General features: G+C 74.5%; 28 protein-coding genes. 7 read left to right on the top strand and 21 right to left on the bottom strand.

The annotated features are described in order from the left end of the window. The 3 genes from ISOVA_RS06970 to fabG are packed head-to-tail and all read right to left on the bottom strand — an operon-like array spanning position 1 to position 2,120. Positions 1–552 (bottom strand): SixA phosphatase family protein, encoded by a 552-nt coding sequence (locus tag ISOVA_RS06970; protein ID WP_013838541.1) that lies wholly within the window; start codon positions 550–552, stop codon positions 1–3. Positions 553–579: 27 nt separating this feature from the next. After that, the gene (fabI, locus tag ISOVA_RS06965) at positions 580–1,347 is read right to left on the bottom strand and encodes an enoyl-ACP reductase FabI (RefSeq protein ID WP_013838540.1); all 768 of its coding nucleotides are present in this window, start codon (positions 1,345–1,347) and stop codon (positions 580–582) included. A 35-nt stretch (positions 1,348–1,382) separates the two neighbouring features. Continuing rightward, positions 1,383–2,120: a 3-oxoacyl-ACP reductase FabG gene (gene fabG, locus ISOVA_RS06960; protein WP_013838539.1), complete on the bottom strand. Its 738-nt coding sequence runs from the start codon at positions 2,118–2,120 to the stop codon at positions 1,383–1,385. A 169-nt stretch (positions 2,121–2,289) separates the two neighbouring features. On the opposite strand from fabG, the gene ISOVA_RS16025 reads away from it, so the two are divergent. The 3 genes from ISOVA_RS16025 to ISOVA_RS06945 are packed head-to-tail and all read left to right on the top strand — an operon-like array spanning position 2,290 to position 3,838. Further along, entirely contained in the window at positions 2,290–2,691 is a 402-nt protein-coding gene (locus tag ISOVA_RS16025) for a DUF3099 domain-containing protein (RefSeq protein WP_013838538.1), read from the top strand. After that, positions 2,688–2,927, top strand: coding sequence for a hypothetical protein (locus ISOVA_RS06950; protein WP_013838537.1), 240 nt, complete (start codon positions 2,688–2,690; stop codon positions 2,925–2,927). The genes ISOVA_RS16025 and ISOVA_RS06950 overlap by 4 nt, the downstream gene beginning before the upstream one ends. After that, positions 2,924–3,838, top strand: a complete 915-nt coding sequence (locus ISOVA_RS06945) for an SURF1 family cytochrome oxidase biogenesis protein (RefSeq protein ID WP_013838536.1) — start codon at positions 2,924–2,926, stop codon at positions 3,836–3,838. The genes ISOVA_RS06950 and ISOVA_RS06945 overlap by 4 nt, the downstream gene beginning before the upstream one ends. On the opposite strand, the gene ISOVA_RS06940 is transcribed toward ISOVA_RS06945, so the two are convergent. Beyond that, complete coding sequence (locus ISOVA_RS06940; protein WP_013838535.1) at positions 3,811–5,409, bottom strand: ABC-F family ATP-binding cassette domain-containing protein; 1,599 nt, start codon at positions 5,407–5,409, stop codon at positions 3,811–3,813. The genes ISOVA_RS06945 and ISOVA_RS06940 overlap by 28 nt on opposite strands. A 142-nt stretch (positions 5,410–5,551) precedes the next feature. Here ISOVA_RS06940 and ypfJ point away from each other — a divergent pair, with 142 nt between their 5' ends. Beyond that, positions 5,552–6,439: a KPN_02809 family neutral zinc metallopeptidase gene (gene ypfJ / locus ISOVA_RS06935; RefSeq protein WP_013838534.1), complete on the top strand. Its 888-nt coding sequence runs from the start codon at positions 5,552–5,554 to the stop codon at positions 6,437–6,439. Between the two features lie 121 nt (positions 6,440–6,560). Here the strand turns inward: ypfJ and ISOVA_RS06930 are convergent, their stop codons facing one another. The 9 genes from ISOVA_RS06930 to ISOVA_RS06890 form a co-directional block, all read right to left on the bottom strand. Next, positions 6,561–6,893 carry a metal-sulfur cluster assembly factor gene (locus tag ISOVA_RS06930; RefSeq protein ID WP_013838533.1) on the bottom strand — a complete coding sequence of 111 codons (333 nt, stop codon included), beginning with the start codon at positions 6,891–6,893 and terminating at the stop codon, positions 6,561–6,563. A gap of 12 nt (positions 6,894–6,905) precedes the next feature. Next, the gene (gene sufU, locus ISOVA_RS06925; RefSeq protein WP_013838532.1) at positions 6,906–7,373 is read right to left on the bottom strand and encodes a Fe-S cluster assembly sulfur transfer protein SufU; all 468 of its coding nucleotides are present in this window, start codon (positions 7,371–7,373) and stop codon (positions 6,906–6,908) included. 13 nt (positions 7,374–7,386) lie between these two features. Continuing rightward, positions 7,387–8,676, bottom strand: a complete 1,290-nt coding sequence (locus ISOVA_RS06920; RefSeq protein WP_013838531.1) for a cysteine desulfurase — start codon at positions 8,674–8,676, stop codon at positions 7,387–7,389. Positions 8,677–8,690: 14 nt separating this feature from the next. Next, the gene (sufC, locus tag ISOVA_RS06915; RefSeq protein WP_013838530.1) at positions 8,691–9,455 is read right to left on the bottom strand and encodes a Fe-S cluster assembly ATPase SufC; all 765 of its coding nucleotides are present in this window, start codon (positions 9,453–9,455) and stop codon (positions 8,691–8,693) included. Positions 9,456–9,493: 38 nt separating this feature from the next. Beyond that, positions 9,494–9,841: a non-heme iron oxygenase ferredoxin subunit gene (locus ISOVA_RS06910; protein WP_013838529.1), complete on the bottom strand. Its 348-nt coding sequence runs from the start codon at positions 9,839–9,841 to the stop codon at positions 9,494–9,496. Continuing rightward, the gene (gene sufD / locus ISOVA_RS06905; protein ID WP_013838528.1) at positions 9,838–11,058 is read right to left on the bottom strand and encodes a Fe-S cluster assembly protein SufD; all 1,221 of its coding nucleotides are present in this window, start codon (positions 11,056–11,058) and stop codon (positions 9,838–9,840) included. Before sufD ends, ISOVA_RS06910 begins: the two co-directional genes overlap by 4 nt. Before the next feature lies 1 nt (position 11,059). Continuing rightward, positions 11,060–12,511 carry a Fe-S cluster assembly protein SufB gene (sufB, locus tag ISOVA_RS06900; protein ID WP_013838527.1) on the bottom strand — a complete coding sequence of 484 codons (1,452 nt, stop codon included), beginning with the start codon at positions 12,509–12,511 and terminating at the stop codon, positions 11,060–11,062. Continuing rightward, the gene (locus tag ISOVA_RS06895; RefSeq protein WP_013838526.1) at positions 12,508–13,281 is read right to left on the bottom strand and encodes a helix-turn-helix transcriptional regulator; all 774 of its coding nucleotides are present in this window, start codon (positions 13,279–13,281) and stop codon (positions 12,508–12,510) included. Before ISOVA_RS06895 ends, sufB begins: the two co-directional genes overlap by 4 nt. 74 nt (positions 13,282–13,355) lie before the next feature. Continuing rightward, entirely contained in the window at positions 13,356–13,988 is a 633-nt protein-coding gene (locus tag ISOVA_RS06890) for an HdeD family acid-resistance protein (RefSeq protein WP_013838525.1), read from the bottom strand. Between the two features lie 46 nt (positions 13,989–14,034). Between ISOVA_RS06890 and ISOVA_RS06885 the strand changes: the two genes are divergently transcribed. The 3 genes from ISOVA_RS06885 (at position 14,035) to ISOVA_RS06875 (ending at position 16,788) form a co-directional block, all read left to right on the top strand. Then, entirely contained in the window at positions 14,035–15,009 is a 975-nt protein-coding gene (locus ISOVA_RS06885) for an ABC transporter ATP-binding protein (protein WP_013838524.1), read from the top strand. Beyond that, on the top strand, positions 15,006–15,752 hold the full coding sequence (locus tag ISOVA_RS06880; RefSeq protein ID WP_013838523.1) for an ABC transporter permease: 747 nt from the start codon (positions 15,006–15,008) through the stop codon (positions 15,750–15,752). The genes ISOVA_RS06885 and ISOVA_RS06880 overlap by 4 nt, the downstream gene beginning before the upstream one ends. A gap of 88 nt (positions 15,753–15,840) precedes the next feature. Further along, positions 15,841–16,788, top strand: coding sequence for a COX15/CtaA family protein (locus tag ISOVA_RS06875; RefSeq protein ID WP_013838522.1), 948 nt, complete (start codon positions 15,841–15,843; stop codon positions 16,786–16,788). Here the strand turns inward: ISOVA_RS06875 and ISOVA_RS06870 are convergent. The 8 genes from ISOVA_RS06870 to steA all read right to left on the bottom strand — a co-directional run bounded on the left by ISOVA_RS06870 (position 16,685) and on the right by steA (position 25,116). Further along, positions 16,685–17,134: a glycosyltransferase gene (locus ISOVA_RS06870; RefSeq protein WP_143762076.1), complete on the bottom strand. Its 450-nt coding sequence runs from the start codon at positions 17,132–17,134 to the stop codon at positions 16,685–16,687. The two genes, ISOVA_RS06875 and ISOVA_RS06870, sit on opposite strands and share 104 nt — an antisense overlap. A 258-nt stretch (positions 17,135–17,392) precedes the next feature. Then, entirely contained in the window at positions 17,393–17,737 is a 345-nt protein-coding gene (locus tag ISOVA_RS06865) for a hypothetical protein (RefSeq protein ID WP_041294803.1), read from the bottom strand. A 49-nt stretch (positions 17,738–17,786) separates the two neighbouring features. Beyond that, the gene (locus tag ISOVA_RS06860; protein ID WP_013838521.1) at positions 17,787–18,437 is read right to left on the bottom strand and encodes an NUDIX domain-containing protein; all 651 of its coding nucleotides are present in this window, start codon (positions 18,435–18,437) and stop codon (positions 17,787–17,789) included. Then, a complete protein-coding gene (locus ISOVA_RS06855) occupies positions 18,434–20,122 on the bottom strand; it encodes a CTP synthase (RefSeq protein WP_013838520.1) in 1,689 nt (562 codons plus the stop codon). Before ISOVA_RS06855 ends, ISOVA_RS06860 begins: the two co-directional genes overlap by 4 nt. Before the next feature lie 109 nt (positions 20,123–20,231). Beyond that, positions 20,232–21,926 (bottom strand): murein biosynthesis integral membrane protein MurJ, encoded by a 1,695-nt coding sequence (gene murJ, locus ISOVA_RS06850; RefSeq protein WP_013838519.1) that lies wholly within the window; start codon positions 21,924–21,926, stop codon positions 20,232–20,234. After that, complete coding sequence (locus ISOVA_RS06845; protein WP_013838518.1) at positions 21,923–22,792, bottom strand: hypothetical protein; 870 nt, start codon at positions 22,790–22,792, stop codon at positions 21,923–21,925. The genes murJ and ISOVA_RS06845 overlap by 4 nt, the downstream gene beginning before the upstream one ends. Then, positions 22,792–23,853: a copper transporter gene (locus ISOVA_RS06840; protein WP_013838517.1), complete on the bottom strand. Its 1,062-nt coding sequence runs from the start codon at positions 23,851–23,853 to the stop codon at positions 22,792–22,794. The genes ISOVA_RS06845 and ISOVA_RS06840 overlap by 1 nt, the downstream gene beginning before the upstream one ends. 69 nt (positions 23,854–23,922) lie before the next feature. After that, entirely contained in the window at positions 23,923–25,116 is a 1,194-nt protein-coding gene (gene steA, locus ISOVA_RS06835) for a putative cytokinetic ring protein SteA (protein WP_013838516.1), read from the bottom strand. Between the last annotated feature and the right edge of the window lie 2 nt (positions 25,117–25,118).

Here is a 25,118-nt window from a genome sequence, read left to right as displayed (position 1 = left end):
CTAGGACGGGCGTCCGACGTGGACGAGCCGCGCGGCGCCCTTGCCCCACTCGGACCACGGGTGCTCGGCGCTCTCGAGCACCGAGTACGTCGCGGTCGGGACGCCGACGCGCACCTGGGCGAGCGCGGCGTCGTCCGAGCCCGGGCCGGCGAGGTACGCCGCGGTCGCGGCCATGGTGGGCTCGTGGCCCAGGACGAGCACGGTGCCGACGTCGGGGTCGACCGCGCGCACGAGGTCGAGCACGTCGCCGACGCTCGCCTCGTACAGCTCGTCGCGCACCTCGACGACGGCGTCGACGCCGTCGAGGTGCGCGCGGGCGAGGTCCCACGTCTGGCGGGTGCGCAGCGCGGACGACACGAGCGCGAGGTCGGGCACGAGCCCGGCGGCGGTGAGCGCCATCCCGACGCCTGACGCCTGCCGGCGCCCCTTGAGCGCGAGCGGCCGCTCGGCGTCCGTCCCGGTGTCGCGGACGGGCTCCGCCTTGGCGTGGCGCAGCAGCACGAGCCGGCGCACGGCCGTCGTCGCGTGGTCCTCGTGCTTCGCCGCGTTCATGCGCCCCGTCTCAGTCGTGCCGTCGGTTCACTGCCCCATCGCGTGCACTCCGCCGTCGACGTGGACGATCTCGCCCGTCGTCGCCGGGAACCAGTCCGAGAGGAGTGCCGCGACAGCGCGAGCGGCGGGTTCCGGGTTCGACTGGTCCCAGCCGAGCGGCGCCCGCTGCGGCCAGGCGTCCTCCATGGTCGCGAAGCCCGGGATCGACTTCGCGGCCGTGGTGCGCAGAGGCCCGGCGGAGACGAGGTTACACCGGATGCCCTCGGGCCCGAGGTCACGGGCCAGATACCGGTTCGTCGCCTCGAACGCGGCCTTGGCCACGCCCATCCAGTCGTAGACGGGCCACGCGTAGCGCGCGTCGAACGTGAGACCGACGAGCGAGCCGCCCGACGTCATGAGCGGCTTGGCCGCGACGGCGAGGGACTTGAGCGAGAAGGCGGAGATCTCGATCGCGGTCGCGACGTCGGGCCACTCGCCCGAGAGGAAGTTGCCGCCCATGACCGACTGCGGCGCGAAACCGATGGAGTGCACGACGCCGTCGAGCCCGTCCACGTGCTCGCGCACGCGGTCGGCCAGGGCGGCGAGGTCCTCGCCGCTCGTGACGTCGAGCTCGACCACGGGGGCCTCGGTGGGCAGGCGGCGCGAGAACGCCTGCGTGAGCTTCATCTGCCGGCCGAAGGACGACAGGACCACCTCGGCGCCCTCCTGCTGTGCGAGGCGCGCGGTGTGGAACGCGATCGAGCTGTCCGTGAGGACGCCCGTGATGAGCAGCTTCTTGCCCTCGAGGAGACCCATGGTGACCTTTCGTGGTGTGGGGGGAGCGTAACGGATCAGTGGCCCATGCCCAGGCCGCCGTCGACCGGCAGCACGGCGCCGCTGACGTACGCGGCGGCGTCGGAGGCGAGGAACTCGACGACGCCGGCGACCTCGTCCGCGGTCGCGAACCGGCCCGCGGGGATCGACGCCTTGTACTCGGCCTGCGTCTTCTCGGGCAGCGCCGCGGTCATGTCGGTCTCGACGAAGCCGGGCGCGACGACGTTGGCGGTGATGCCGCGCGCGCCGAGCTCGCGGGTGATGGACCGGGCCATGCCGACGAGCGCGGCCTTGGACGACGAGTAGTTGACCTGACCCGGGCCGCCGTAGAGGCCGACGACCGAGCCGACGAGCACGATGCGGCCCTTGCGCGCGCGGATCATGCCCTTCGACGCGCGGCGCACGCAGCGGAACGTGCCGGTGAGGTTGACGTCGAGGACCGTGGTGAACTCCTCGTCGCTCATGCGCATGAGGAGCTGGTCGCGGGTGACGCCGGCGTTGGCCACGAGCACCTCGACCGGGCCGAGCGTGCTCTCGATCTGCGTGAACGCGGCGTCGACGGCCGCGGTGTCGGTGACGTCGGCCACGAAGCCGTGCACGCCGTCGGGCAGCTCGCCGCCGCGGTAGAGGGTCGCGACGGTGTCGCCGGCGGCGACGAACCGCTCGGCGATCGAGCGGCCGATGCCGCGCGCTGCTCCGGTCACGACGACGACGCGACCCCTCGTCGCGGGCTCGGTCGGGCTCGTGGTGCTCACCGCGGTTCCTCCTCGGTCGGTCGGACGGGTCCCGCGCCGCGCAGGGCCCCCGGTGACGCTACCCCGCCCCCGACGGCGCGAGCGCGCGCGGCGCGGCACAGCCCGCCGGGCGAGTTTGTCGGATTCCTACAAGACCGGTGGGTGCCCCCAGGACTCGTAGACTGGCTGGATGAGGCCCGCCGAGCCCGTCCACTCGATCACCAGCGCGCCGGAGCCGCTCGCGGACGACCAGTCCCGCCGCATGACCCGGTACCTGGTGCAGATGGGCATCCGCGTCGTCTGCTTCCTCGGCGCGATCTTCCTCGCCGACGGCTGGCTGCGCTGGGTGCTCGTGGTCGGCGCCGTCGTGCTCCCGTACTCGGCCGTGCTGTTCGCGAACGCGGGCCGCGACCGCGTGTCGTACGACACGTCGCCGGTCACGCCGACCGCGCACGCGCAGCTCCCGGCGCCGACCGGGCCGGTCCCGGGGCCGACCACGGAGCCGGGCGCCGGGCGCGTCGTCGAGCACCAGGACGAGGCCCACGACGACGACCCGGGCGACCGCCCGGGAGACGACCAGGAGACGAGATGATCGACCTGCTGTCCGGCGGCGCGGACCGCGTCGCCGGCGACCTCGTGTGCTCGGCGAAGGGCTGCGGCGAGCCGGCGGTCTGGGGCCTGCTGTGGAACAACCCCCGCCTGCACACGCCCGAGCGGCGCAAGGTGTGGCTCGCGTGCGACGCGCACCGCGAGCACCTCGAGCAGTTCCTCGGCGCGCGCTCGTTCTGGAAGCAGACCGTCCCGGTCGACGAGCTGGAGACCGCGTGACGGCCCCGGCACCCGAGGCCCGCGTCCCGCGCACGCGACGGCAGTGGTTCACGCTCGGCGTCGCCGCGGTCCTGCTCGCCGTCCTGTGCCTCGTCGCCGCGCGCTGGCAGTGGCACCGGTACACCGACCGCGAGGCGCAGATCGACCTCGTGGAGTCCAACTACTCGGCCGAGCCCGTCCCGGTCGCCGACCTGCTCGACGGTCCCGGCGCTGTCCTCGACCCCGCCGACGTCTGGCGGCCCGTGGAGCTCGAGGGCCGGTACGTCGAGGACGGCACGGTGCTGCTGCGCAACCGGCCCGTGCACGGCACGCCCGGCTTCCACGTGCTCGTGCCGTTCGAGGCCGAGCTGCCGGGCGGCGACGAGATCGTGCTCGTGGTGGACCGTGGCTTCGTGCCGCTCGGGCAGGACGCGAGCGCGCCGTCGACCGTCCCGGCACCGCCCGACGGCGAGGTGCGCGCCGTCGTGACGATGCGCGCGGACGAGCCGGCGTCGGGCCGGGGTGCGCCCGACGGGCAGGTCCAGGCGATCAACACCGCGCAGGTCCTGGCCGCGGCACCCGGCGGGGCGGACTGGGCGCAGGGCCGCATGGTCGGCGCGTACGGGCAGCTGCGCAGCGAGGACCCCGCGCCGGCCGTCTCCCCCGGCGCCCTGCCGCCGCCCGACACGGACCCTGGCTCGCACCTGAGCTACGCGTTCCAGTGGGTCGTGTTCGCGCTCGGCGCGGTCGCCGGGTACGTGCTGCTGTGGCGGCGCGAGACCCGTCCCGTGACGGTCACGGCGGGCGAGCTGCTCGAGGAGTCCGACCTCCAGCCGCGCCGCCCGGCGCGCCCGCGTCGCACCTCCGACGAGGACTACGAGGACGCGCTGCTCGACGGCGCCGGTCAGGCGAGGGACACGAGCTCGGCGTAGTCGTCGGACCAGAGGTCCTCGTCGCCGTCGGGCAGGAGCAGCACGCGCTCGGGCTCGAGCGCGTCGACCGCGCCGTCGTCGTGCGTGACCATGACGACCGCGCCCTCGTACGTCTTGAGCGCGCCGAGGATCTCGGCGCGCGACGCCGGGTCGAGGTTGTTGGTCGGCTCGTCGAGCAGCAGCACGTTCGCGCTCGACACGACGAGCGTCGCGAGCGCCAGGCGCGTCTTCTCGCCGCCCGACAGCACGTGCGCGGGCTTGTCGGCGTCGTCGCCGCTGAACAGGAACGACCCGAGGACCGAGCGCACCTGGGTGTCGGTGAGGTCGGGCGCGGCGTGGCGCAGGTTCTCCACGACGGTCGCGTCCATGTCGAGCGTGTCGTGCTCCTGGGCGTAGTACCCGAGCTTGAGCCCGTGCCCGGGCACGACCTCGCCCGTGTCGGGCTGCTCGACGCCGGCGAGGATGCGCAGCAGCGTCGTCTTGCCCGCGCCGTTGAGCCCGAGGACGACGACGCGCGAGCCGCGGTCGATCGCCAGGTCGACGCCCGCGAAGACCTCCTGCGAGCCGTAGCTCTTCGACAGCTCGCGCGCGGTGATCGGGGTGCGGCCGCACGGGGCCGGCGTCGGGAACCGCAGCTTCGCCACGCGGTCCTGGACCCGCTCCCCCTCGACGCCCGACAGCATGCGCTCGGCGCGCTTCATCATGTTCTGGGCCGCCGTGGCCTTCGTCGCCTTGGCGCGCATCTTCTCGGCCTGCGCGAGGAGCGCGCCCGCCTTCTTCTCGGCGTTGGCGCGCTCGCGCCGGCGACGGCGCTCGTCGGTCTCGCGCTGCTCGAGGTAGGCGTCCCAGCCCAGGTTGTACTGGTCGAGCTCGCCGCGGTTGGCGTCCAGGTGGAAGACCTTGTTCACCGTCGCGCGCAGGAGCTCGACGTCGTGGCTGATGACGACGAAGCCGCCGTTGTACGACCGCAGGTAGTCGCGCAGCCACAGGATGGAGTCGGCGTCGAGGTGGTTCGTCGGCTCGTCGAGCAGCAGGGTCTCGACGCCGGAGAAGAGGATCCGCGCGAGCTCGATGCGACGGCGCTGGCCGCCCGAGAGCGTGCCGAGCGGCTGGGCGAGCACGCGCTCGTCCAGGCCGAGGTTGCTCGTGATGCGGTGCGCCTCGGACTCGGCCGCGTAGCCGCCCGCGGCGAGGAAGCGCGCCTCGAGCTTGGGATACCGCTCGAGCGCGGCGGCCTGCGTGTCCGGGTCCGCGGACGCCATCGCACCCTCGGTCTCGCGCATCTGCCTCACGATGCGGTCGAGCCCCCGGGCGCCGAGCACGCGGTCCATCGCGACGACGTCCAGGTCGCCCGTGCGCGGGTCCTGCGGGAGGTAGCCCACCTCGCCGCCGCGGGTGATCCGCCCGCCCGTGGGCTGCGTCTCCCCCGCGAGCGTCCTGGTCAGCGTCGTCTTGCCCGCGCCGTTGCGGCCGACGAGGCCGATGCGGTCGCCGGCGGAGATGCGGAACGTCGCGCCGTGGAGCAGGACACGGGCGCCGACGCGCAGCTCGACGTCGTGTGCGGTGATCACAGGGGTGCTTCCTCAGGTGGGGGGTGGGGCCGCCCGGCGAGGCCCTCGGGGCCGCGAGCAGCCCCACGAGTCTACGGCGTCCGCTGGGCGGCAGGCGCCGGAATATCGGGCGAGGACGCCCGCGCGGCCCTACCGTGGGGCCGTGACGTTCAGCGAGGGTGGGCAGTTCGAGGGCGGCCGCGTCCGGCGCGGCGGCCGGGGGCGCGGGATCGCCGTGGGCGGCGGCATCGGGACCATCCTCGTGGCGGTCGTGGTCATGCTGCTGGGCGGCGACCCGTCCCAGATCCTCCAGGGCCAGCCGGCCGCGCCCCAGGGCGCGGGGGCCGGGCAGGAACAGTACGTCGGCGACTGCACCGCGGACCAGGCCAACACGGACCGCGAGTGCCGGCTGTCCGCGACCGTGCAGTTCCTCGACGCCTACTGGGCGCGGGTCCTCCCCCAGCAGGCGCAGGTCGAGTACGTGGAGCCGCCGGTCGAGAGCTTCTCCGGCTCGACGAGCACCGGGTGCGGCGCGGCGTCGAGCGCCACCGGACCGTTCTACTGCCCGCCCGACCAGACCATCTACATGGACCTCACGTTCTTCGACCTGCTGCAGTCGCAGTTCGGCGCCGAGGGCGGCCCGCTCGCCGAGGCGTACGTCACGGCGCACGAGATGGGACACCACATCCAGAACGTCACGGGGGTCATGGACGCGGCCGACCGGCGCGACTCCGGCCCCGAGTCGGACTCGGTGCGCCTCGAGCTCATGGCCGACTGCCTCGCCGGCATGGCGATCGGCAGCGGCGCCAGCGAGCGCGACCCCGACACCGGGCTGACCTTCTTCGACCCGATCACCGAGGAGCAGCTGCGCCAGGCGCTCGACGCCGCGGCCGCCGTCGGCGACGACCACATCCAGCAGCAGACCCAGGGCCAGATCAACCCCGAGGGCTTCACGCACGGCACGTCCGACCAGCGGGTGCGCTGGTTCACGATCGGGTACAACGGCGGCACGATGGCGGACTGCGACGCGATGTCCGCCGAGTCGCTGTAGCGCTCACAGGCGCACCCGCGGCTCGCGCTCGCACCCGGCCCGCGCGGCTCGCTCGGCGAGGTCGTCGGGCGCGAGCTCGGCGGCGGCGGGCCACACACTCGGGCCCGGCGTTGTCGCTTCCTCAGACGTTGAAGCCCAGCATCCTGAGCTGCTCACGGCCCTCGTCGGTGATCTTCTCCGGGCCCCACGGCGGCATCCAGACCCAGTTGATGCGGAAGCCGGTGACGATGCCCTCGAGCGCGGTCGCGGACTGGTCCTCGATGACGTCGGTCAGCGGGCACGCGGCCGACGTGAGCGTCATGTCGATCGTCGCGTGGTTGTTCTGGTCCACCTGGATGCCGTAGACGAGGCCCAGGTCGACGACGTTGATGCCGAGCTCGGGGTCGATGACGTCGCGCAGCGCCTCCTCGACGTCGGCGGCCGTCGTCGGGCTCGTCTGGATGTCCTCGGTCATGCTTCCTCCGGTTCAGCCCGCCAGCGCGCCGCTGCGCACGAGCGAGTCCTTGAGCGCCGCCCAGCCGAGCAGCGCGCACTTGATGCGGGCGGGGTACTGGGAGACCCCTGTGAACGCCGTCGCGTCGCCGAGGGCGTCGAGCGCCTCGTCGTCGTCGAGGCCCTTGCCGCGCGAGGTCATGAGGTCGTGGAAGATCGCGTCGAGGCGCTCCACCTCGGCCAGGTCGCGCCCGGTGACGAGCTCGGTCATGACCGACGTCGAGGCCTGCGAGATCGAGCAGCCCTGGCCCTCCCACGACACCCCGGCCACGGTCGAGCCGTCGACGTCGACGCGGAGCGTCACCTCGTCGCCGCACGTCGGGTTGACCTGGTGCGACTCCCCCGCCTTGTGCCCCGCGGGCACGTCGACCAGGCCCCGGCCCACGGGGTGCTTCGCGTGGTCCAGGATCACCTGCTGGTACATCTGCTCGAGCGAGCTCACGTCCGTCCTCCCGTCACTCCGCACCGAAGAACGCCCGGACCCCGCTCAGGGCTTCCCGGAACGCCGTGATCTCCTCGACCGTCGTGTACACCGAGGCCGACGCGCGGGCCGTGGCCGCGACGCCGAACCGGCGGTGCAGCGGCTGCGCGCAGTGGTGGCCCACGCGCACGGCGATGCCACGGTCGTCGAGCACCTGGCCGACGTCGTGCGCGTGCACGCCGTCGACGACGAACGACACCACCGCGAGCCGGTCGACGGTGTCGGTCGGGCCGACGACGCGCACGCCCGGGATCTCGGCGATCTTCACGAGCTCGGCGGCGAGCGCGCGCTCGTGCGCGGCGACCGCCTCCATGCCGAGCTCGTCGAGCCACTGCGCGGCCACGCCCATGCCCACGGCCTGCGCGACCGGCTGCGTGCCGGCCTCGAACCGCTGCGGCGGCGGGGCGTACGTCGTCGCCTCCATGGTCACGACCTCGACCATCGAGCCGCCCGTCGTGACGGGCGGCATGGCCTCGAGCAGCTCGCGCCGCCCGTAGAGGGCGCCGACACCCGTGGGGCCGAGCATCTTGTGGCCGCTGAAGGCCGCGAAGTCGACGCCGAGCGCGTGCAGGTCGACCGGGAGGTTCGGCACCGACTGGCACGCGTCGAGCACGGTGAACGCGCCGACGCGGCGCGCGGCCGCGACGAGCTCGGCCACCGGGGCGACCGCGCCCGTCACGTTCGACACGTGGCCGAACGCGACGACGCGCGTGCGCTCGGTGATCACGTCGTCGAGCGTCGACAGGTCGAGCCGCCCGTCGTCCGTCACCCCGAACCACCGCAGGACGGCGCCCGTGCGGGCGCACAGCTCCTGCCACGGCACGAGGTTCGCGTGGTGCTCGGCCTCGGTCACGACGATCTCGTCGCCCGCGTCCAGGCGGAAGCGGTCCGAGCCCGCCCCGCCGCGCCCCGCCGTGGCGTTGGCGAACGCGTACGCGACGAGGTTGATCGCCGCCGTCGCCCCGGAGGTCCAGACGATCTCGCCCGGGTCGGCGCCGACGAACGCCGCGACCGCGTCGCGCGCGCCCTCGTACGCCTCGGTCGCCTCCTCGGCGAGCGCGTGCGCGCCGCGGTGCACGGCGGCGTTGCGCTGCTCGTAGAACTCGACCTCGGCCTCGAGCACCACGTTCGGCTTCTGCGACGTGGCGGCGGAGTCGAGGTAGACGAGCGGACGGCCACCCCGCACCGTGCGCCCGAGCAGGGGGAAGTCCGCCCGCACGGCGGCGAGCTCGCTCGGGGTGAGCACGGCGTCGGTGGTGGTCATCGGGTCTCCTGGGCTCAGGCGCTCGCGCCGGCGGTCAGGTAGCGGTCGTAGCCCTCGTCCTCGAGACGCTCGGCGAGCTCGGGGCCGCCCTCCTCGGCGATCTTGCCGTCGACGAAGACGTGGACGAAGTCGGGCTTGATGTAGCGCAGGATGCGCGTGTAGTGCGTGATGAGCAGCACGCCGACGTCGGTCGTCTCCTTGGCGCGGTTGACGCCCTCGGACACGATGCGCAGCGCGTCGACGTCGAGGCCGGAGTCGGTCTCGTCGAGGATCGCGAAGCGCGGCTTGAAGAGCTCCATCTGCAGGATCTCGTGGCGCTTCTTCTCGCCGCCCGAGAAGCCCTCGTTGACCGAGCGCTCGGCGAACGACGGGTCGATGCGCAGGTGCTCCATGGCCTGCTTGACCTCCTTGCCCCACGTGCGCAGGGAGGGGGCCTCGCCGGCGATCGCCGTCTTGGCCGTGCGCAGGAAGTTCGCCACGGACACGCCGGGCACCTCGACCGGGTACTGCATGGCGAGGAAGAGGCCGGCGCGGGCGCGCTCGTCGACGCTCATCTCGAGGACGTCCTCGCCGTCGAGCGTGACGGTGCCCGACGTGACCTCGTACTTGGGGTGGCCGGCGAGCGCCGAGGCGAGCGTCGACTTGCCCGAGCCGTTGGGGCCCATGATGGCGTGCGTCTCGCCGCTGTTGATGGTCAGGTCGACGCCGCGCAGGATCGGCTTGGCGCCTTCCTTGGTCTCGACGCTGACGTGCAGGTCGCGGATCTCCAGGGTGGACATGAGGTGGTTCTCCAGGTCGTTGCGGAAGGTCAGGGGGTTCAGGAGGCGACGGCGAGCGGCTCGTCGACGTCGACCAGGACGCGGTCGCCCTCGACGGTCACGGGGTACACCGGGACGGGCTGCGTCGCGGGGAGCTGGACCGGCTTGCCGGTGCGCACGTCGAACTGCGAGCCGTGCAGCCAGCACTCGACGAGGCAGCCCTCGACCTCGCCGTCGGACAGCGACACCGCGCCGTGCGAGCAGACGTCGGACAGCGCGTGGAAGTCGCCGTCCGCGTCGCGCACGAGCGCGACCGGCACGGGGGCGCCGTCGACGCCGTCGAGCTCCACGAGCATGGCCTCCTCCGGACCGAGGTCGTCGACCATGCACGCCAGCTGCTTGGTCACGCGTCCCCCTCGGGGGCGATGCCGGTGATGACGCTCATCGACTTCTCGAGCTCGGCCTCGATCGACGCGATCAGGCGCTCCTCGACCGCCGGGACGCCGATCTCCTCGATCAGCTCGGCGAAGAAGCCGCGCACGACCAGGCGGCGGGCGTCGGTCTCCGGGATGCCGCGGGCCATGAGGTAGAAGAGCTGCTCGTCGTCGAACCGGCCGGTCGCGGACGCGTGCCCCGCGCCCTCGATCTCGCCGGTCTCGATCTCGAGGTTCGGCACCGAGTCCGCGCGCGCGCCGTCGCTGAGGACGAGGTTGCGGTTGAGCTCGTAGGTGTCGGTGCCCTCGGCCTCGGCCCGGATGAGCACGTCGCCGACCCACACGGCGTGCGCGCCCTCGCCCTGCAGCGCGCCCTTGTAGGTCACGCGCGAGGTGCAGCGCGGCACGGCGTGGTCGACGAAGAGGCGGTGCTCCTGGTGCTGGTCGGCGTCCGCGAAGTACAGGCCGACCATCTCGACCTCGCCGCCCTCGGCGGTGAACGTCGCGTCGGGCGTGATGCGCACGACGTCGCCGCCGAACGTCACGACGACGTGCTTGAGCTTGGCGTCGCGGCCGAGGCGGGCCCGGTGCGACGAGGCGTGCACGGCGCCGTCGGTCCAGTCCTGGACGCTGACGAGCGTGAGGTGGGCGCCGTCCTCGACGACGATCTCGACCGTCTCGTCGAGCGTCGCGTCGCCGAGGTGGTCCAGCACGACGACGGCCTGCGAGTGACGCTCGGCGCGCACGAGCAGGTGCGCGACCGACGGGTCCTTGGTGACGCCCTCGACGCGGATCGACGTGACGTCCGACGCCACGGCCTCGGCCGGCACCGTCACGACGGTCGCCTCGCGGAACGCGTTCCACGCGGTCACGGCGGTGCGGTCGCCGGGCTTGCCGGTGGTGCCCAGGCGGGCGTCGTCGCGGCCGACGATCTCGACCTTGACCTCGGGCGCGGGCACGACCGTGGTGCGCACGCCCGCGACGCCGAGGTCCTCGGCGAACAGCGGCTGGAGCCGCGGCACGGGCGAGAAGCGCCACTCCTCCTCGCGGCCGGTCGGCACCGGGATGTCCGCGAGGTCGAACGACGTGAGGCGCTCCGCGCGCGAGCCGGCGGGCACCACCCCGTGCGAGTGGGCGCCGTCGGCCACGGCGCGCGAGTGATCCGTGCTCAGATCAGTGGGGACAGACATATCAGCCGACGGACCCTTCCATCTGCAGCTCGATGAGGCGGTTGAGCTCGAGCGCGTACTCCATGGGCAGCTCACGCGCGATGGGCTCGACGAACCCGCGCACGATCATGGCCATCGCCTCGGTCTCCTCCATGCCTCGGGACATGAGGTAGAACAGCTGGTCCTCGCTCACCCGCGAGACCGTCGCCTCGTGCCCCATGGACACGTCGTCCTCGCGGACGTCGACGTACGGGTAGGTGTCGGACCGGGAGATCTGGTCGACGAGCAGCGCGTCGCACAGGACGTTCGACGCCGAGTGCGAGGCGCCCTCGAGCACCTGCACGAGCCCGCGGTACGACGTGCGCCCGCCGCCGCGCGCGACCGACTTGGAGACGATCGAGCTCGACGTGTGCGGGGCGGCGTGCACCATCTTGGCGCCCGCGTCCTGGTGCTGGCCCTCACCGGCGAACGCGATCGACAGCGTCTCGCCGCGCGCGTGCTCGCCCAGCAGGTAGATCGCCGGGTACTTCATGGTGACCTTGGAGCCGATGTTGCCGTCGACCCACTCCATGGTCGCGCCCTCGGCGGCCGTGGCGCGCTTGGTCACCAGGTTGTACACGTTGTTCGACCAGTTCTGGATGGTCGTGTAGCGCACGCGGGCGTTCTTCTTGACGATGATCTCGACGACCGCCGAGTGCAGCGAGTCCGACGAGTAGATCGGCGCGGTGCAGCCCTCGACGTAGTGCACGTACGAGCCCTCGTCCGCGATGATCAGCGTCCGCTCGAACTGGCCCATGTTCTCCGTGTTGATGCGGAAGTAGGCCTGCAGCGGGATCTCGACGTGCACGCCCGGCGGCACGTAGACGAACGAGCCGCCCGACCACACGGCCGAGTTCAGCGCGGCGAACTTGTTGTCGCCCGCCGGGATGACGGTGCCGAAGTACTCCTGGAACAGCTCCGGGTACTCGCGCAGGCCCGTGTCGGTGTCGACGAAGATGACGCCCTGGGCCTCCAGGTCCTCGCGGATCTGGTGGTACACGACCTCCGACTCGTACTGCGCCGCGACGCCCGCGACGAGGCGCTGCTTCTCCGCCTCCGGGATGCCGAGCTTGTCGTACGTGTTGCGGATGTCCTCGGGCAGGTCATCCCAGCTGGTCGCCTGCTTCTCGGTGGACCGGACGAAGTACTTGATGCGGTCGAAGTCGATGCCCGACAGGTCGGCACCCCAGCTCGGCATCGGCTTCTTCTCGAACAGGCGCAGCGCCTTGAGGCGCTGCTTGGTCATCCACTCGGGCTCGTTCTTGAGCTCCGAGATGCGGCGCACGACCGCCTCGTTCAGGCCGCGCTCGGCCGTCTGGCCCGCGACGTCCGGGTCGTGCCAGCCGTACTCGTAGGCGCCGATCGAGGCGATGATCTCCTCGTCGGTGCGCTGCTCCGGTGCCGCCTTGGCGGCGTCCTGGGTGGGAGCGCTCATCGTGATCCTTCCTGCGTGCCGCGGGTGCGACCGGCGGGGCTGGGGTACTGAGTCTGAGTGGTGGTCTGGGTCAGGGGAACGTTGGTGACGCACGCGTGCGCGCCGCCCGCGATCGTGGCCAGGCGCTGCACGTGCGTCCCGAGCAGCTCGGAGAACGCACGCGCCTCGGCCTCGCACAGCTCGGTGAACTCCTGCGCCACGTGCTGCACGGGGCAGTGCCCCTGGCAGAGCTGGACGGTGGGCACGAGCGGCCCGACGACGGGACGCACGGACGCCGCGTAGCCGTCGTCCGAGAGCAGCTCGGCGAGCTGGGCCGCCCGCTCCTGCGGGTCGGTCGCGGTGAGCTCGGGCGAGTAGCGCCGCACGACCGCCGCGTACCGCTGGGCGGCGAACGCCGCCACGGCCTCGGGCCCGACGGCGTCGCGCAGGTACCGCAGGGTCTGGGCGGCGAGCTCGGAGTAGCCGCCCGCGAGCTCGGACTGGCCGCCCGCGCTCACGACGTAGCGCCGCGCCGGACGGCCGCGACGCGCCTGGCCGGACGCCGGACCGGCGTCGTGCACGGTGACCTTGCCGTCGTCCTCGAGGAGCGCCAGGTGGCGCCGCACGGCGGCGGAGGTCAGCCCCAGCTCGGCGGCCAACTCGCCCGCGGTGACGGGACCTTCGGTGGCGACGAGTTCGAGGACGCGACGACGGGTGGTCCCGTCGGCGTCGTGCGCGGGCGCGTGCTGCGCGAGGGGCGCAGGGTGCGCCGGGGCGTGCGTCGTCGACATGGGTCACCTCCCGTCCGTTCCCGATATAGGTAACATCCTTGTTGCGTAATCCAGGATGTCAAGGAAGGCATGCCTCACATCTCCTCGACGCGGCCCTCGATCACGCGCCCCCCGCCCGGCCCGCCCGGCCACGAGCCGGCGCGCGCGAACGACCGCAGCCGCAGCCCGAGAGCGAGCAGGGCGCTGCCGACGACGACCGCGACGACGCCCACGAGGACCGACATCACGGCGACCGACGCGTCGGGGTTGACCAGGCACACGACCGCGAGCGCCAGGAGCAGCACGCCCGCGACGAGGGTCCAGACCCACGCCGTCCCGCCGCGGGGGCGCAGGGCCGAGGCGACGACGAGCTGGAGAACGCCGAGGCCGGCCGCCCACACCGCGACCAGCACGAGCACCACGCCGAGGACGGCCTGGGGCGCGAGCAGGAGCACCGCGCCGAGCACCACCGCGGCCAGGCCGAGGCCCAGGTTCGCCGACCCGGCACGCGTGCCGCGCCGTCGGGCGCAGTCGACGAGGCTCACGACGCCGTCGAGCGCGACGAACGCGCCGAGCACCTGGACGAGCAGGCCGGGCGTCGTGGTCGGCAGCAGGATCGCCGCCGCGCCGAACCCGAGCGCCAGCAGGCCGCGCACGAAGGGCCAGTACCAGATCCGCCGCGCGAGCCGCGTGAGGTCGTCGGGCCGGTCGAACGTGGGGAAGGCCATCACTGCTCCGGGGTCGGGGGCGTCTGCGACTCCGTAGAATCTTCCGGTGCCCACGTCCCTGGCGCCACACGGCGCAGCCGTCGTCGTGCGCGGCCTCGTCAAGCGCTACGGCGGCACGGCCGTCGTCGACGGCCTCGACCTCGAGGCCCGCGCCGGCGCCGTGACCGCGGTGCTCGGCCCCAACGGGGCGGGCAAGACGACGACGGTCGAGTGCTGCGAGGGCCTGCGCACGCCCGACGGCGGCACCGTCCGGGTGCTGGGCCTCGACCCGGTCGCCGACGCGCGCCTGCTGCGGCCTCGCGTCGGCGTCATGCTGCAGGACGGCGGGCTGCCCTCGGGCGTGCGCGCGGGCGAGATGCTCCGGCACGTCGCCGCCATGTACGCCGCGCCCCGCGACCTCGGCGAGCTCGCCGAGCGCCTGGGCCTCGACTCGTTCGCCCGCACCACGGTGCGCCGCCTGTCGGGCGGCCAGCGGCAGCGGCTCGCGCTCGCCGCGGCGGTCGTCGGCCGCCCCGAGGTCGTGTTCCTCGACGAGCCGAGCGCCGGCATGGACCCGCAGAGTCGCCTCGCGGTGTGGGCGCTCGTGCGCGAGCTGCGCGACGAGGGCGTCGCCGTCGTGCTCACGACGCACCTCATGGACGAGGCGGAGGACCTCGCGGACGTGGTGCACGTCGTCGACCACGGCCGCGTCATCGCCTCAGGGACGGTCCCCGAGCTGCTCACGGCCGAGGCGGCAGGGGCGCGCACCGTCCGCCTCGACGCGCCGCCCGGGCTCGACGTCGCGGCGCTCGCCGCGGCGCTCGACGGCCGCGGCGCCGGCGGCGACGACCCCACCGAGCGCTGGGTCGTGACCGAGCCCGAGCCCGGCTCGTACGTCGCGACCGGCCCGGCCGACGCGCGCGCGGTCGCCCGGCTCACGGCCTGGCTCGCCGACGGCGACGTCCTCGCGAGCCGCCTCACCGTGGGGCGGCGCACGCTCGAGGACGTCTTCCTCGACCTGACGGGACGGCACCTGCGATGACCTCCGCTCCCCCGGCACGCCGCGTCCTGGCGCAGGCGTCGTTCGAGACGCGCGCGATCCTGCGCAACGGCGAGCAGCTGCTCGTCACGCTCGCCCTGCCCGTGCTGCTGCTCGTCGGCCTGGTCCAGACCTCGCTCGTCGAGCTCGACACCGGCGGCGCGTCCCGCGTGGACTTCGTCACGCCCGGCGTCCTGGCGCTCGCGTGCCTGTCGACCGCGTTCACGTCCCAGGCGATCGCGACGGCGTTCGACCGCCGCAACGGTGTCCTGCGCCTGCTCGCCACGACGCCCCTGGGCCGCGGCGGGCTGCTCGCCGGCAAGGTGCTCGGCGTGCTCGCGGTCGAGGCCGTCCAGGTCGTCGTCATCGGCGCGGTCGCGCTCGCGCTCGGCTGGCGGCCCGACGTCGCGGGCGTGCCCGCCGCGCTCGGGGCCGGCCTGCTCGGCACCGCGGCGTTCACCGCGCTCGCGCTGCTGCTCGCCGGGACGCTGCGCGCCGAGGGCGTGCTCGCGGTCGCCAACCTCGTGCTCGTGCTGCTCGTGGTGGGCGGCGGGCTGCTCGTCCCGCCGGACCAGCTCCCCGGGCCGCTCGCGCACCTCGCGGCCTTCCTGCCCTCGGGCGCGCTCGGCGAGGCACTGCGCGGCGCCCTCCTCGGCACCGGCGTGCCCGCGCTCTCCGTCGTGGTGCTGCTCGGCTGGACGGCCGCGTTCGGCGCGGGGGCGACCCGCCTGTTCCGCTGGCACTGACCCGTACCACACGAGCGGTGGCCGGCGCGGTCAAGATCACACCGGGGCGGGCCCCCGAGAGGCCGGAGGCCCGCCGTCGGGCACTACCGTGGACGCCGTGAGCACGCCCGCCCTGCACCCGGCCCCCGTCGCGCGCCCCGACCGCCTGGCCCGCTTCCGCGGCTGGACGCGGGGCGTGCTGATCGCCAACGTCGTCGCGCAGGTCGGGATCATCGTCTCAGGCGGCGCGGTGCGGCTCACGGGATCGGGCCTCGGCTGCTCGACGTGGCCGCACTGCGAGCCGGGCCGGTTCACGCCCGAGTTCCACGAGGCGACCTCGCTCCACCCGTACATCGAGTTCGGCAACCGCACGCTCACGGGCGTGCTGTCCGTCATCGGCGTCATGGTCCTGCTCCTCGTGTGGACCGACCGCCGGCGCTCGACGGCGTACCGCGCGCTCGGCGTCGTGCCGCTCGCCGGCGTGGCCGCCCAGGCGGTCATCGGCGGTGTCGTCGTGCTGCTCGAGCTGCACCCGGGCTGGGTGTCGCTGCACTTCGCCGTCTCCGCGGCGCTCGTGTGGGCGTCGGCGTACCTGCTGCACCGGCACGGCGAGGGCGACGGCCCGCCCGTCGCCGTCGGGCCTCGCCAGCTCACCGCCACGGGCTGGGCGCTGGCGCTCCTGCTCGTCCCGGTCGTCGGGCTCGGCGTGCTCGTCACCGGCTCGGGCCCGCACTCCGGCGACGCCGAGGTGGGCTACCGCTTCGCCCTCGACCCCCTCGCGACGACGCGCGCGCACTCGGCCTCCGTGTGGCTCTTCGTCGGCGTGCTCGTGGTCCTGCTCGCGCTCCTGCACCGGCTGCCTGCCGACGAGCGCGTGCGGGCCGCGCGCCGCGGCGCCTGGCTCCTGCTCGCCGTGACGGCGGCCCAGGGCGGCATCGGCTACGCCCAGTACTTCACGGGCCTGCCCGCGCTGCTCGTGGGCCTGCACATGCTCGGGGCGGGCCTGCTCGTGTGGGCGACCGCGAACGCCGTGCTGCGCCTGCGCACACGAGCCTGACCCGGTCAGCCCAGCAGCTCCTCGACGAGATCCGCCGCGGCCGGCGCGCCGCCGACGGCGTGCCGGTGCGCAGGTCGACGCCCACGCCGGCCCCCGCCACGCGCGCCGCGATCTCCGGCTTGTCCATGTCCGTCGGCGCGACGACGAGCGGCACGCCGTGGCGCAGCGCCGCGAGCACCCCGCCCCAGCCGCGGTTGGTGACCATGACCGACGTCAGCGGCAGCAGCCGCTCGTACGGCACCATCTCGGCCACGCGCGCGTTGGCCGGTACGGGACCGAGCGCCTCGAGCGCCGGGACGACGAGCTCGCGCGGGTCGACGCGGTAGGTCCCCTGGGTCACGTGCACGACGGGCACCTCCGAGCGCTCGACGTCGGACCACCAGCGGGGCACGTCGTCCCCGGCCGAGGAGGGTCGGGCGGCGTCCCCCGGGCCCGGCGAGGTCGCCCACGTAGCGCACGTGAGCCGGCAGGTCGGGACGCGGGTGGTCGAGCTCGGGCGCGCCCGAGGCGATGATGCGCTGCGACGAGTACCACGCGGTCGGGAACCCGCCGTGGTCGGGCGGCAGGCCCAGGCCGGGCGGCGGCAGCGCGCGGCTCGGCAGGGTCAGCGGTACGGGCACGAGGCTCGCCCACGGGTGCCGGTGCGCTCGGCGGCGAACCGGGTGCCGAGCGCGAGCGCGTCCCCGGCCAGGACGTCCCACGGCTCGTCGTCGTAGGCCGCGAGCAGGTCGGCGCACTGGGCGGGCGCCGTGCCGGGGAACAGGTCCTCGAGGTTGAGCGCGAGCTGACGGCGCGTGGGGCGGTCCCGCAGCCGGGGGAAGGTCGCGGCCAGGTCGCGCTCGTCGAACGCGGGCGCCCGGCGCCAGGGCACCGGCTCGGCACCCGCGACGGCGCGCACGGGCGCGACGTGCCCGCCGAAGGGCATCGCGGTCATCATGACGCGTGCCATGGACCCAGTGTGCCGCCGCCGCGACCGGCGCGGCCGGGCGACCGGCGTCTCAGGCGGGCAGGGCGCCCCGGCGGTAGGGCCACGGCGCGTCGACGGGGCGCAGCGACGCCCAGCCGCCGGCGCGGCTCGCCGCCGCGGCGAGGATCCCGACCACGGCCGACGGGTTGTGCAGGCTCCCGTCGAGCACGAGGGCGACGGCCTCCTCGAGCGGCACCCACCGCTCGACCATGTCGGCCTCCTCGCCCGTGCGCACGTGCCGCTCGTGCTCGGGCACGCGCCCCAGGTCGCGGGCCAGGAAGACGCGCAGGGACTCGTTGCTGGCGCCGGGGCTCGTCGCGAAGTCGACCAGCACGTCCCAGCGCGCGGCCGTGAGGTCGGCCTCCTCGGCCAGCTCGCGCGCCGCGGCGGCCTGCGGGTGCTCGCCGTCGACGTCGAGCAGCCCCGCCGGCACCTCCCAGAGGAACCCCCGCACCGGGTGGCGGTACTGGCGCAGCAGCAGGACGCGGTCGGCGTCGTCGAGCGCGACGATCGCGACCGCACCCGGGTGGTCGAGGTACTCGCGCGTCACCGTGCCCGCGGCCCCGAGGTCGACGTCGTCGCGCACGAGGTCGAACACCCGCCCGGCGTGCAGCCGCTCGTGCCGCACGACCGGGCGCGGGTCGACCTCGTCGGCCGTGCGGCCGGGCGCGGCCTGCGTCACGCGGTGACGCCCTGGCGCTCGAGCGCGGCCGCGACCAGACCCGAGAACAGCGGGTGCGAGCGCGTGGGACGCGACTTGAACTCGGGGTGCGCCTGCGTGCTCACGTAGTAGGGGTGCACCTCGGCGGGCAGCTCGACGAACTCGACGAGCCCCAGGTCGGGCGAGGTGCCGGAGATCACCAGGCCGGCCTCCTCGAGGCGCTCCCGGTAGGCGTTGTTGACCTCGTAGCGGTGGCGGTGGCGCTCCGAGACCCGCTCGGTGCCGTACGTCTTGGCCACGACGGAGCCGGGGACGAGCTGCGCCTCGTAGGCGCCCAGGCGCATGGTGCCGCCCAGGTCGCCCTCGCCGCCGACGATGGCCAGCTGCTCCGCCATGGTCGCGACGACGGGGTGCGGGCTGTCGGGGTGGAACTCGGTCGACGACGCCTCGGCCAGGCCCAGGACGTTGCGCGCGTACTCGATGACCATCGACTGCAGGCCGAGGCAGATGCCGAGCGTCGGCACGCGGTTCTCGCGGGACCAGCGCAGCGCGCCGATCTTGCCGTCGATGCCGCGCACGCCGAAGCCGCCCGGGATGAGGACCGCGTCGACGCCCTCGAGCGACGCCTGGGCGCCCTCGGGCGTGCGGCAGTCGTCGGACGCCACCCAGCGGATCGCGACCTTGGCGTCGTTGGCGAAGCCGCCCGCGCGCAGCGCCTCGGTCACCGACAGGTACGCGTCGGGAAGGTCGATGTACTTGCCGACGAGGGCGATCTCGACGCGGTGCTCGGGCTCGTGCACGCGCTCGAGCAGCTGGCTCCAGCCGTCCCACTCGACGTCGTGGAAGGGCAGGTCGAGGCGGCGCACGACGTACGCGTCGAGGCCCTCGGCGTGCAGCACGCGCGGGATGTCGTAGATGCTCGGCGCGTCGACGGCGTTGACGACGGCGTCGTTGTCGACGTCGCACATGAGCGCGATCTTGCGCTTGATCGACTCGGGCACGACGCGGTCGGCGCGCAGGACGATCGCGTCGGGCTGGATGCCGATCGAGCGCAGCGCGGCGACCGAGTGCTGCGTCGGCTTGGTCTTGAGCTCGCCCGACGGGCCGATGTACGGCACGAGGGAGACGTGCAGGAAGAAGCAGTCGTCGCGGCCCAGCTCGTGGCGCACCTGGCGCGCCGCCTCGAGGAACGGCTGCGACTCGATGTCGCCGACCGTGCCGCCGATCTCGGTGATGATGACGTCGACGTCGGCGCCCGCCTGGTCGCGCATGCGCGCCTTGATCTCGTCGGTGATGTGCGGGATGACCTGCACCGTGTCGCCGAGGTACTCGCCGCGACGCTCCTTGGCGATGACGCGCGAGTACACCTGGCCGGTCGTGACGTTCGAGGACGCCGGGAGCTCGACGTCGAGGAAGCGCTCGTAGTGGCCGATGTCGAGGTCGGTCTCGGCGCCGTCCTCGGTCACGAAGACCTCGCCGTGCTGGAACGGGTTCATCGTCCCCGGGTCGACGTTGAGGTAGGGGTCCAGCTTCTGCATCGTCACGCGCAGGCCGCGCGACCGCAGCAGGCGTCCCAGCGAGGAGGCCGTGAGGCCCTTGCCGAGGGAGGAGGCCACACCGCCCGTCACGAAGATGTGGCGCGTCTGGTGCGTGGCACCGGAGCGGCTGGAGGAGCGGGTCTGGGTTCGGTTCACGGTGTCGGCCACGGAACTCCATCCTAACTCAGCGGGGGTGGCCCGGCGCTGTGTGACTGGGCACAGCGGCGCTCCGGCGCTCGTCGGCCAGTGTGCGCGCTGGGAGCGCGTGCGCGGAAGATCAGCGCGACGACGGCGTGTCGGACGGCGTCGTGCCGCGCGTCCGCCGCGCGAGCGTCGCCAGCCGGGCCCGCACGTCGGCGTCCGCGAGGGCGCCGGCCACGACCACGACCGCCGCCGCGAGCAGGCCGGCGAGCAGGCCGAGGCCGGCCGTCGCCGAGAACACGCCGAGGTCGAACGGGGCGTCCGCCGCCGGGCGCACGGCGGGCACGGCCCACCGGGCGAGCACGGCGCCGGCCGCCGCGGCGACCGCCGAGACCGCGACCGTGCGCACGACGCCGCGCAGCGCCGCCGCGCCGAGCCGGCGGCGGACCGCGAGCAGCAGCCCGACGCCGGCGACGACCATCCCGACCGTGACCGCCCCGCCGAGCCAGGCCAGGACGGCGGCGCGCGTGCCCGCCGTCGGCGTGTCGTGCCCGGCGAAGGCGAGCACCGTCACGCCCGCGCCGAGCGCGACGACGGCCCAGCCGGTCGCGGTCGCGACCACGGCCGGGCGCCCGGCGTCGACCGCGTAGAGCGCGCGCGAGAGCTGCAGGACGAGCGCGTAGCCCACGAGCCCCGGCGCCATCCACGTGAGCGCCGACGCGAGCCCCGCGGCGTCCCCGGCCGCGACGACGAGGTCGAAGACGTCCTCGACGGCCGGCGCGGCGGCGAGCAGCGCGGCGACCCCGGCCGTGACGGCCACGACGAGCGTGCGCGTCGTCGACGAGACCAGCCGGGCGAGGGCGTCCCACCGCCCCTCGGCCGCGTGCTCGGAGAACCGCGGGAAGGCGCTGGTCGCGATGGGGAACGCGAGCACCGCGTACGGCAGCAGGTACACCTGCTGCGCGTAGAGGTAGACGGTGAAGGTCCCGGCGTCGCCGGCCTCGTTGGACGCCCCCATGATCGCGAGCAGGGACAGCTGCTGGGCCACGAGCGCGCCGACGCCCGCGAACGCCAGGCGCGCCGCGCGGCGTCCCTCGCCGTCCGGGAACCGCAGGGTCGGCCGCAGGCGCAGGCCCGTGCGCGCCGTGGGGACCAGGAGGGGCAGCGCGAGGAAGGCCACGCCCGCCGTCGTACCCCACGCGAGCCAGCCCAGCGCCTGCGACGACAGCGCCGCGACGTCCTGCTGCCGGCCGTCGGCGAGCGACCCGAAGACCGCGTAGACGGCGATCACGACGAGGCTCGAGACGAGCGGGGCGAACGCCGGCCAGAAGAACCGCCGGTGCGCCTGGAGCACACCGCCGAGCACGACCGCGACCCCGTAGAGCGGCACCTGGACAGCGAAGACCCGCAGGAAGTCGGCCGCGACCGCCACGTGCGCCGGTTCGCGCAACCGCAGCAACCCGGCGACCGGCTCGGCGAGCAGCGCCATGAGCGCGCCGAGCGGGACGAGCACCACGAGGGTCCAGCCGAGCAGCGCCGACGCGGTGCGCGACGCACGCTCGCGGTCGCCCCGGACCAGGAAGCCCGACAGCAGCGGGACGACGGCGCCCGCGAGCGCCCCGCCGGCCGCGATCTCGAACAGGACGTTGGGCAGGAGGTTGGCCGAGTTGAACGGCGCGTCGACGCCGCCGGTCCCCAGGTAGCTGGCCTGCGCGAGCCAGCGGCCGAACCCGACGACGCGGCTCGCGAGCGTGACGACCGTGATGAGCACCGCCGCGCCGGCGAGGGTCTGGACGGCGCGGGCGCGGTCGGGGCGCGCGGGCGTGGTCAAGCGGTCGTGTCCTCGCCGCCGGCCGGGCCGTTCGCGGGCCGGCGCCCGAGCTCGTCGACCCGGCGCAGCCACGGCGTGCGGTCGATCACGGCCGAGAAGCTCACGCGCTCCGAGGCGAGCGTCAGGCCCACCACGCCCGCGAGCGCGGCGAGGCGCACGGGCCGCGGTGCGCCGAGCGCCCACTGCGTGCCCACGAGCGCGCCCAGCGCGTTCGCGCCGCCGTCGCCGAGCATGTCGCGCTCGCCGAGGTCGCCCGGCGCGGCCACGGCCGCCGCCCCGAGCACGGCGCCGGTCGCGCCGCCCAGCGGGCCGCCGGCCGCGAGCACGCTGAGCGCCGCGGAGGCCTTGAGCGCCCGCCCGGGGCGCAGGTCGAGCAGGTTGACGAGGTTGGCCGTGCCCGCGACGAGCGCGCCGTTGACCGCGACGTCGAGCGCGTGCCCGGCCGCGCTCCCCCGGCGCGGCGTGCCGACGGCGGCCGCGAGCAGCGACGTCGCGCCGATGCCGAGCACCTTGAGGCCGCCCGTGGTCACCCGGCCGCGCGCGAGCGCGCCGAGGTGCCCGCGCAGGCCCTTGGTGCGCACCGACGTGTCCTCGGCGAGGTCGTCGACGAGGCCGAACGCCCCGGCGCCCGCCGTGGCGATCGCCGCGGCGGTCCGGGCGCGGGGATCGCCCGAGGACGCGAGCGCGCCGGCGGCGAGGCCGGCCGCGACCGCGGGCCCCTCGAGCAGCGAGACGGGCTCGCCCCGGTGGTTGGTGCGCGTCCAGCGCGCCGCACCCCCCGGCGGGTCGAGGTCGAGCAGCCGGCGCACGCCGGCGGTCGCGCCGGCCGCGAGCGCCGCCGCCCCGAGCACGCGTGCGAGGCCCATCAGCCCTCGCCCTCCGCCGCCTGGTCCGACTCGCTCGGCTGGTCGACCGTCGTGCCGGCGTCGGGGACCTCCTCGGGCGTCGGCTCGACGATCGGCGGCAGGACGGACGCACCGTCCTCGAAGCCGTACTGGCCGACGTGGCCGGCCGCCTGGGCCGCGAGCGCGAGCGCGACCACGAGCCGGCCCGTCTCCTGGTCGGTGCCGCTCACGGTGCTGACACGCTCGGCGAGGCCCTCCTCGGCCCGCACGGTCGACACCAGGTCGCCCGTGGCCGTCGTCGGGCCGGCCACGACGACCGCGGCCGTGACGTCCGCGACGACCCCGGCCGTCGTCGCGAGCGCGGCGACGCCGGTCTCGGCGGGCTCGACGTCCTCGGTCGCCGTCTCGGCCCCGGCCACCTCCTCCTGCGTCACGCCGGAGGAGAGCAGCAGCACGACGTCGGCCGGCGCGCTGGGCGCCGCCTGCTCCTCCACGAGCCCGACGCGGACGAGGAGCTGCTGCAGCTCGGTGGCGCGCTCGCCGAGCGCACCGGTGTCGGACTCGTCGGCGGCGGTGAGGGACAGCGCGAGGGCCGCGCCGAGCAGCTCGGAGGTGCCGGACTCCTCGGTCAGGACGGTGGGCAGGTCCGCCAGGAGCGGCTCGCGCTGGCCGTTGGCCACGGTGGCGCGCAGCGTCGCCTCGTCCGCTGCGGTCCACGACTCGGTGAGCGTCTCGTGCGCGACGACGGTCGCCCCGGCGTTCTCGAGCTGGTCCAGGACCTCCTGCTCGACGCCGTCGCCCACGCCGTCGACGTCGACCACCGCGACGTTCGTCCCCGTGAGCGACTCGGCGACGAGCGCCTCGCCCGCGGCTGCGGCGAACCGCTCCTGCTCCGACAGCCGGCTCTGGGCCTCGTCGAGCTCCTCGCGCAGGCCGTTGCGCTCGGTGCGCAGGGCCTCGACCTGGTCGGTGAGCTGGTCCCCGATCGCGCCCTGGAGCGGGCCCGCGCCCAGGATGATCCCGACCGCGAGGGCCAGGAACACGGAGATGAGGGAGACGAGGTGGTACCGGAAGTCGATCACGGTCGGCTGGGGTTCCTTCGGTCGGTCGAGGGGTCGGTCGGGCGCGGGCCGCAGCACGGGGCCGCGCGGTCAGCCGCCGAAGAGACTACCGACCCAGGAGACGAGGTCGTCGACACGCGCCCCGACGAGCCCGAACGCCGTCTGGCCCGCGGACGTCGACCACAGGGCCGCCAGGACGGCCGCGATGCCCGCGAGCGAGAGCAGCGTGAGCTGGAGGTTGGAGATCCGGGTCCGGTACAGGCGCGAGACGCCCTTGGCGTCGACGAGCTTGCCGCCGACGCGCAGGCGCGTGAGGAAGGTGCTCGCCATGCCGGCGCGCCCCTTGTCGAGGAACTCCACGAGCGTCGCGTGGGTGCCGACCGCGACGATGAGCTCGGCCCCCTTGTCGTCGGCGAGCAGCATCGCGATGTCCTCGCTCGTGCCGGTGGCCGGGAACACGACGGGCTCGACGCCCAGCGCGCGCACCCGGTCGAGTCCCGGCGCCTTGCCGTCGCGGTACGCGTGCACGACGATCTCGGCTCCCGACGACAGGGCCTTGTCGGACACCGAGTCCATGTCGCCCACGATCATGTCGGGCTTCCACCCGGCGTCGAGGATCGCGTCGGCGCCGCCGTCGACGCCCACGAGCACCGGCCGGTTCTCGGCGATGTACGAGCGCAGCATCGCGAGGTCCTCGCGGTAGTGGTAGCCGCGCACCACGATGAGCACGTGGCGGTCCTCGAAGCGCGTGCGCACGTCGGGCACGCCGACGCCGTCGAGCAGGAGGTCCCGCTCGCGGCGCAGGTACGTCATCGTGTTCTCGGCGAAGCTCTCGATCTCGGCCGAGAGTCCCTCGCGGGCCAGGGCCAGGCTCTCGGCGACGGTCCGGTCCGTCTGGCGCGTCCCCTCGGCGAACACCTCGCCGTCGACGTGCACCGTCCCCTCGTCGATGCCGACGATCGTGCCGTCGGCGAGCGACATCACGCCCGGGCCCAGGTCGTCGACCAGCACGATGCCCGCCTCGAGCAGGATCCCCGGGCCCGCGTTCGGGTACCGGCCCGACGTCGAGCGGGCGGCGTTGAGCACGGCGGCCGGCTGGGCGGCGACGAGCGCCTCGGCCGCCACGCGGTCGATGTCGACGTGGTCGATGACGGCGACGTCGCCGGGGCGCAGCCGCTTCGTGAGGTCCTTGGTCCGCGTGCCGACACGGGCCGGCCCGCGCACCTCGTAGCCCTCGGTCTCGGGCGCGCCGGTGCCGTCGGTCTTGCGCAGGATCGATCTCATCG

The organism is Isoptericola variabilis 225 (genome assembly GCF_000215105.1).
GTDB classification, from domain to species: Bacteria; Actinomycetota; Actinomycetes; order Actinomycetales; family Cellulomonadaceae; genus Isoptericola; species Isoptericola variabilis_A.
The sequence above is the reverse complement of the archived record's forward strand: the minus strand, read 5'-3'. Positions and strand labels throughout refer to the sequence as shown.